General features: G+C 49.7%; 8 protein-coding genes. 5 read left to right on the forward strand and 3 right to left on the reverse strand.

What is annotated here, in order from left to right; translation table 11 throughout:
• Nucleotides 1–45: 45 nt before the first annotated feature.
• A complete protein-coding gene (gene mobB, locus FDW94_RS07490; RefSeq protein WP_103015350.1) occupies nt 46–564 on the reverse strand; it encodes a molybdopterin-guanine dinucleotide biosynthesis protein MobB in 519 nt (172 codons plus the stop codon).
• On the reverse strand, nt 546–1,130 hold the full coding sequence (mobA, locus tag FDW94_RS07495; RefSeq protein WP_003028614.1) for a molybdenum cofactor guanylyltransferase MobA: 585 nt from the start codon (nt 1,128–1,130) through the stop codon (nt 546–548). The genes mobB and mobA overlap by 19 nt, the downstream gene beginning before the upstream one ends.
• Nucleotides 1,131–1,199: 69 nt before the next feature.
• On the opposite strand from mobA, the gene FDW94_RS07500 reads away from it, so the two are divergent.
• The 3 genes from FDW94_RS07500 to dsbA all read left to right on the forward strand — a co-directional run bounded on the left by FDW94_RS07500 (nt 1,200) and on the right by dsbA (nt 3,172).
• Nucleotides 1,200–1,469 carry a YihD family protein gene (locus tag FDW94_RS07500; protein WP_003028616.1) on the forward strand — a complete coding sequence of 90 codons (270 nt, stop codon included), beginning with the start codon at nt 1,200–1,202 and terminating at the stop codon, nt 1,467–1,469.
• A 76-nt stretch (nt 1,470–1,545) separates the two neighbouring features.
• Nucleotides 1,546–2,532, forward strand: a complete 987-nt coding sequence (locus FDW94_RS07505; protein ID WP_137377406.1) for a serine/threonine protein kinase — start codon at nt 1,546–1,548, stop codon at nt 2,530–2,532.
• 16 nt (nt 2,533–2,548) lie between these two features.
• On the forward strand, nt 2,549–3,172 hold the full coding sequence (dsbA, locus tag FDW94_RS07510; RefSeq protein WP_137377407.1) for a thiol:disulfide interchange protein DsbA: 624 nt from the start codon (nt 2,549–2,551) through the stop codon (nt 3,170–3,172).
• A gap of 13 nt (nt 3,173–3,185) precedes the next feature.
• Here dsbA and FDW94_RS07515 read toward each other — a convergent pair whose 3' ends face one another.
• The gene (locus tag FDW94_RS07515) at nt 3,186–4,049 is read right to left on the reverse strand and encodes an acyltransferase (RefSeq protein WP_249358348.1); all 864 of its coding nucleotides are present in this window, start codon (nt 4,047–4,049) and stop codon (nt 3,186–3,188) included.
• On the opposite strand from FDW94_RS07515, the gene FDW94_RS23955 reads away from it, so the two are divergent.
• Together FDW94_RS23955 and polA are read left to right on the forward strand one after the other, a co-directional pair.
• The gene (locus FDW94_RS23955; protein ID WP_234096762.1) at nt 3,934–4,269 is read left to right on the forward strand and encodes a hypothetical protein; all 336 of its coding nucleotides are present in this window, start codon (nt 3,934–3,936) and stop codon (nt 4,267–4,269) included. The genes FDW94_RS07515 and FDW94_RS23955 overlap by 116 nt on opposite strands.
• A gap of 215 nt (nt 4,270–4,484) precedes the next feature.
• Complete coding sequence (polA, locus tag FDW94_RS07520) at nt 4,485–7,271, forward strand: DNA polymerase I (protein WP_048237100.1); 2,787 nt, start codon at nt 4,485–4,487, stop codon at nt 7,269–7,271.
• The last annotated feature ends 217 nt before the right edge of the window (nt 7,272–7,488 follow it).

The following is a 7,488-nucleotide window of genomic DNA, read 5'->3' on the forward strand; positions in this document are numbered from 1 at the left end:
TAGGCCTGATAAGCGCAGCGCATCAGGCACATCATAACAACACGGTTACCATCTTATCCATTGCGTAACAAAATCAGCAAGTTGCTGTATGTCGTTGATATCTAACAATGGAACATCTACCGCCAGCGGAACATCACTGGCAACCGCGATAACATATTCGTCTATCGCCAATTCTTCAGGACTATGCCCGCAACCGTCGCGAAAAAGCACGATCTTAGCGACAGGTTCATGCTTAAACCCTTCAACCAGCACTAGATCCAACGTCGCTGCATCCATCCGGCTTACCAGATATGCTAAATCCAGTTCGGGCTCTTCCGGTGTTTCTACCATTAACGCCCAACGTTGCTGGCTGGCGACCAGCGTTTGTGCTGCACCGGCTTTACGCAGTTCATAGCTATCTTTACCGGGCTTGTCGACATCCATATTGTGATGAGTATGTTTAATCAATCCGGGACGTATACCTCTGGCACGTAGCTCCGGGATCAACTTTTTGAGCAGCGTGGTTTTTCCCGTGCCGCTCCATGCCGCAATGGCGAGTAATGGGATCATGATTTTTCCTGCCATTTTGCGAGCTCTTCGGGGGTGTTCACGTTTACGAACGCATCTTTATGATCGCTGAAATCGACAGCATGACCGCCAGCCAGACGCATAAAGACCATAACGCGTCGTTCACCGGACTGAAGATAATCCTGCAGCAAAGGCTGCATAGAGCGGTGCATCAGCGCAATGGTTGGGTGATCTCTTTCCCCATCATGCACCCAGACAACGGGTGCAGCTTTACGTTGCTCTTTTAGACGAGCGACCAGATCGTGAGGAATATAGGGCATATCGCACGGGCAAAACAGAAACCACTCCCCCGTTTGCTGCAGGAATACCGATAGCATCCCGGCCAGTGGGCCAGGGAAATCGGCCAAGGAATCGGGAATAACTTTCAGGCCGCTTTGCTGGTATATATCCCGGTGGCGATTGGCATTCACCACCACGGTTTCGACCTGCAAAGCGAGAATGTCGGCCACATGCCGCCAAAGAGGTTTACCGTCCAGTTCAAGCAGACCTTTATCGGTCCCACCCATCCGTCTGGCCTTACCGCCAGCCAGCACAACCCCTGTTATTGCACTATCCAGAATCACTGATATCGCCTCTTTTAATGTGGGATTGACCCTGCTAACGTATCTGTATTGAGCCTAAGGAGCACAACCATGAAATGTAAACGTCTGAATGAAGTTATTGAACTCCTCCAGCCTGCCTGGCAGAAGGAACCCGATCTTAACCTGATGCAATTTTTGCAGAAACTGGCGCAAGAGTCAGGTTTTGACGGCGAACTGGCGGATTTAACTGATGACATTCTGATCTATCACCTGAAAATGCGAGACTCAGCGAAGGATGCTGTCATCCCAGGTATTCAGAAAGATTATGAAGAAGATTTTAAAACCGCACTACTCCGCGCTCGTGGCGTAATTAAAGAGTAAAAGCTTGTAATCGCCGCCACCGAAAGCGCTGCGAAATGATATCCTGAATCATTCGTAGTATTTTCCGGATGATGGGATGAACGACAACGCTTTTAATTTCCAGACGCTACACCCGGATACCATCATGGATGCACTGTTTGAGCAGGGGATCCGGGTGGATTCCGGGCTTACCCCGCTTAACAGCTATGAAAACCGTGTCTATCAATTCCAGGACGAAGACCGTCGACGCTTTGTCGTTAAGTTTTATCGCCCTGAACGTTGGTCTGTCGATCAGATCCAGGAAGAGCACCAGTTTGCTCTGGAACTGGTAAGCGATGAAGTCCCGGTAGCTGCGCCGTTGGTACTGAACGGCCAAACGCTGTTAAGCCACCAGGGTTTCCATTATGCGATCTTCCCCAGCGTCGGTGGGCGCCAGTTTGAGGCCGACAACATCGATCAGATGGAGGCGGTCGGGCGCTATCTCGGGCGTATGCACCAGACCGGATCCAAGTGTACTTTTGCCTTCCGACCGACGATTGGCCTTGAAGAATACCTGACTGAGCCGCGTAAAGTTTTTGAACACGCACAGCTTATCCCATCAGGGCAAAAAGCGGCTTTCCTGAAGGCAACGGATGCGCTTATCGCGGTGGTTACCGAGCGCTGGCATACGCGTTTTACTGCGTTACGCCTGCACGGTGATTGTCATGCCGGTAATATTCTGTGGCGCGATGGCCCGATGTTTGTCGATTTAGATGATGCCCGCAATGGTCCGGCTATTCAGGATTTATGGATGCTCCTCAATGGTGATAAAGCTGAACAACGCATGCAGCTAGAAACCATTATCGAGGCTTATGAAGAGTTTAGTGAGTTCGACATCTCTGAAATCGGACTGATAGAACCTTTACGCGCTATGCGTTTAGTTTATTATCTTGCCTGGCTGATTCGACGTTGGGCTGACCCTGCGTTCCCAAAAAACTTCCCGTGGTTAACCGGGGAAGATTACTGGCATCGTCAGACCACGACCTTTATTGAGCAGGCAAAAATTCTGCAAGAGCCCCCCTTACAATTAACGCCAATGTATTAATCGGAGAAACTTGAACATGAAAAAAATATGGCTGGCGCTGGCTGGTATGGTCTTAGCTTTTAGCGCATCTGCAGCGCAGTTCCAGGATGGTAAACAATACATCACCCTGGAGAAGCCTGTTGCGGGTGAACCGCAAGTGTTGGAGTTCTTCTCCTTCTACTGCCCGCACTGCTATCAGTTTGAAGAAGTGCTTCATGTATCTGATAACGTGAAGAAAAAACTGCCGGAAGGCACCAAGATGACCAAGTACCACGTCGAGTTTCTCGGGCCTTTGGGCAAAGATCTGACGCAGGCATGGGCGGTTGCAATGGCGCTGGGCGTTGAAGATCATGTCACTGTTCCGCTGTTTGAAGGGGTTCAGAAAACCCAGACCGTTCAGTCTGTTGCTGATATCCGTAAAGTGTTTGTCGATGCGGGTATTAAAGGCGAAGACTATGATGCGGCATGGAACAGCTTCGTAGTGAAATCTCTCGTGGCACAGCAGGAAAAAGCAGCGGCTGATTTACAGCTGCAGGGCGTTCCGGCGATGTTCGTGAATGGCAAATATCAGGTCAACCCGCAGGGCATGGATACCAGCAGCATGGATATCTTTGTACAACAGTATGCGGATACCGTGAAATACCTGGTCGGTCAGAAGTAAAAGCAAAAGCCGGTCACTGACCGGCTTTTTTATTTGCAGCTTTAATCGCGTCGAGCTGCGCGTCTTTCTCACTCCACAGCGTATTCAACCACAGCTGAAAGCGGCGCTTGAATGCCTTATCGTTCACGTAATCACCGTGTAACTCTTCATGGATTGGCTCCAGATTCACCCGCACGACAATCCTCGTTAGCTTACCGCTCAGCATATCGTAGAACGGTCGGCTACTGTTTTCCGGATAGCACAACGTGACATCCAGCATTTTATCGAACTGTGACCCCAGCACATTTAATGCCATCGCAATACCGGCCGCCTTGGGTGGGAGCAGGTTTTGATAAGGAGAACGGGTTTGCTCACGCTTCTCATGAGTAAACCGCGAACCTTCGACAAAATTCACAATGGTTGTCGGGTTCGCACGAAATTTCTCGCAGGAACGACGCGTCGTTTCGACATCTTTACCACGGCGTTCCGGATGGCGAAGCAGATAGCCACGTGAATAGCGTTTCATAAACGGCATATCCAGCGCCCAGCAGGCCAGGCCAATAAAGGGCACCCAGGCCAACTGCTGCTTGAGGAAATATTTATTCATCGGGATGTGCTTACGGAACAGAACGCAAAGCACAACGATATCGGCCCAGCTGTAATGATTACAAATGAGCAGATACCAGTTTTTTTTGCTAAGACCTTCCAGTCCTTCAACATCCCACTTCAGCCGCGGATTAAGGTGCAGCAGTAGCGCCAGACCTTCACACCAGCAGTACATCATGAAATTACAGAAGACAGAAACCTTGCGCCAGACGACAGGAATGGGCAAAAGGAGTTTCACAACCCCGGCAAGGATGATCGGCACAGAACAAAAAATTGTGACCAATATGGTCAATACGATACTCAGCAACAGCGTTATCGCAGCGAGTATTCTCGTCATAATTAAATTATTCAAAAGGTTAGCCATAGACAGTGCGCGAAAGAGGCGCAAGGGGCTGATTTTATCAGAAAACGAACCAAATGATGGATCTTCCCTGAATAGAAAAAAAGAGAATATCTATCCACATCAGGATATAAGCTTTAAAAATGGAATAAAATGCCGCGTGTTTATTTAACTAATTGAAATTATTGTATAAATACAATGGAGCATTAATTGCCTTGCTATATTTAAAGAGCTGAAAATTATTTATTCACAAAGTTATCCACAGCTGTCTTTGCGAGCAAAGCAGAAGATCTGCAAAAGTTTTTCGACAAATGCGGCGAAAAACTCATGTTTTCATCCTGTCTGTGGCATCCTTTACCCATAATCTGATAAACAGGCACGGACATTATGGTTCAGATCCCAGAAAACCCACTTATCCTTGTAGATGGCTCATCTTACCTGTATCGCGCATACCACGCGTTCCCACCGCTGACTAACAGCGCAGGAGAACCTACGGGCGCGATGTACGGTGTCCTCAACATGCTGCGTAGCTTGATTCTACAATATCAACCAACCCATGCAGCGGTGGTATTCGACGCCAAGGGTAAAACCTTCCGTGATGAATTATTCGAACATTATAAGTCTCACCGCCCACCGATGCCGGACGATCTGCGTGCGCAGATTGAACCTCTGCATGCGATGGTAAAGGCGATGGGGCTGCCACTGTTGGCTGTTTCTGGCGTGGAGGCGGACGATGTTATCGGTACGCTGGCGCGGGAAGCAGAGAAGATCGGTCGCCCGGTGCTGATTAGCACCGGTGATAAAGATATGGCTCAGTTGGTGACGCCGAATATCACCCTTATCAACACCATGACCAATACGATCCTCGGCCCGGATGAAGTAGTGAATAAGTACGGCGTCCCGCCGGAACTGATCATCGATTTCCTGGCGCTGATGGGGGATTCCTCAGATAACATTCCTGGCGTTCCAGGCGTAGGCGAAAAAACCGCTCAGGCATTACTGCAGGGGCTGGGTGGGCTGGATACCCTCTATGCCGAATCAGACAAAATAGCGGGGCTGACCTTCCGTGGTGCGAAAACCATGGCAGGCAAACTTGAGCAGAACAAAGAGGTGGCGTACCTCTCTTATCAATTGGCTACCATCAAAACAGATGTTGAGCTGGAATTGACCTGTGAGCAGCTGGAAGTGCGTCAGCCCGCTGCAGAAGAACTGCTTGGCCTGTTTAAACAGTATGAATTTAAACGTTGGGTTACCGACGTTGAAGCGGGTAAATGGCTACAGGCGAAAGGGACGAAGCCGGCGGCAAAACCGCAAGAAACTATTGTCGTCGATGAAACGCCTGAGGAGCCGGCCACGGTTCTTTCGTATGAAAACTATGTGACGATTCTGGACGAAGCGACGCTGGAAGAGTGGATCGCTAAGCTGAAAAAAGCACCAGTCTTTGCCTTCGATACTGAAACTGACAGCCTGGACAACATTTCCGCGAATCTGGTTGGCCTGTCTTTTGCCATTGAACCGGGTGTGGCGGCGTATGTTCCTGTTGCCCACGATTACCTGGATGCCCCTGACCAGATCGCGCGCGACCGTGCGCTGGAGCTGCTAAAGCCGCTGCTGGAAGATGAGAACGCGCACAAAGTCGGGCAAAACCTGAAGTACGATCGCGGCATCCTGGCGAACTATGGCATCGAGCTGCGCGGCATCACCTTTGACACCATGCTCGAATCCTACATTCTTAACAGCGTCGCTGGACGACACGATATGGACAGCCTGTCGGACCGCTGGCTGAAACATAAAACCATCACCTTTGAAGAGATCGCCGGAAAAGGCAAAAACCAGCTGACCTTTAACCAGATAGCACTGGAAGAGGCTGGCCGTTACGCTGCGGAAGACGCCGACGTTACGCTACAGCTGCATCTGAAGATGTGGCCAGAATTGCAGCAGCATAAAGGGCCGTTGAACGTCTTTGAAAATATCGATATGCCGCTGGTGCCGGTTTTGTCTCGCGTTGAGCGCAACGGTGTGAAAATCGATCCGGCTGTTCTGCACAAGCATTCAGAAGAGCTGACGCTGCGTTTGAATGAGCTGGAGCAAAAAGCGCACGAGATCGCCGGAGAAGCGTTTAACCTCTCTTCCACTAAGCAACTGCAAACTATCCTGTTTGAAAAGCAGGGTATTAAGCCGTTGAAGAAAACCCCTGGCGGCGCGCCATCAACGTCGGAAGAGGTACTGGAAGAGCTCGCGCTGGATTACCCATTGCCGAAAGTGATCCTGGAATATCGTGGTTTAGCAAAACTGAAGTCGACCTATACGGATAAGCTTCCGTTGATGATTAACAAGAAAACCGGGCGCGTGCACACCTCATACCATCAGGCGGTTACTGCCACCGGGCGCTTGTCTTCAACGGATCCAAACCTGCAAAACATCCCGGTACGTAATGATGAAGGTCGTCGTATTCGTCAGGCGTTCATTGCGCCAGAAGACTACCTGATTGTCTCTGCGGACTACTCACAGATTGAACTGCGTATCATGGCGCACCTTTCACGTGATAAAGGTCTGCTTACCGCGTTTGCCGAAGGGAAAGACATTCACCGCGCAACGGCGGCAGAAGTCTTTGGTTTACCGCTTGATTCTGTGACCAGCGAGCAACGCCGCAGCGCTAAAGCCATTAACTTCGGTTTGATCTACGGGATGAGCGCCTTTGGTTTGGCGCGCCAGTTGAATATTCCGCGCAAAGAAGCACAGAAGTACATGGATCTCTACTTTGAACGCTACCCTGGTGTGTTGGAATACATGGAACGCACCCGAGCGCAGGCGAAAGAGCAAGGCTATGTAGAAACGCTGGAAGGTCGCCGTCTCTATTTACCGGATATTAAATCCAGTAATGGTGCTCGTCGCGCTGGTGCTGAACGTGCGGCCATTAACGCCCCGATGCAGGGAACTGCTGCAGACATTATCAAACGAGCCATGATTGCCGTGGATGGATGGCTGCAAACCGAGCAACCGCGCGTGCGCATGATCATGCAGGTACACGATGAACTGGTGTTTGAAGTGCACAAAGATGATCTGGAAAGCGTCTCCAAAAAGATCCACCAACTGATGGAAAACGAGACTCAGATTGACGTGCCGTTGCTGGTGGAAGTCGGGAGTGGTGAAAACTGGGATCAGGCGCACTAAGGGTTTACTTAATAACGCTCCTTTTTCGTAACTAAGCAACATAAGAGAGAGCTTTTTGTGATGTCCATTAGAATTCCCTATGTAAGGAATGAAAAAAAATTACAAAAAGTGCTTTCTGAGCTGCTCAAAAAAGAGTAAAGTTATTCTCGTAGGGTACAGAGGTAAGATGTTCTATCTTTCAGACCTTTTACTTCACGTAATCGGATTTGGCTGAATA

It is taken from the genome of Citrobacter sp. wls757, assembly GCF_005280935.1.
Lineage (GTDB): Bacteria > Pseudomonadota > Gammaproteobacteria > Enterobacterales > Enterobacteriaceae > Citrobacter > Citrobacter portucalensis.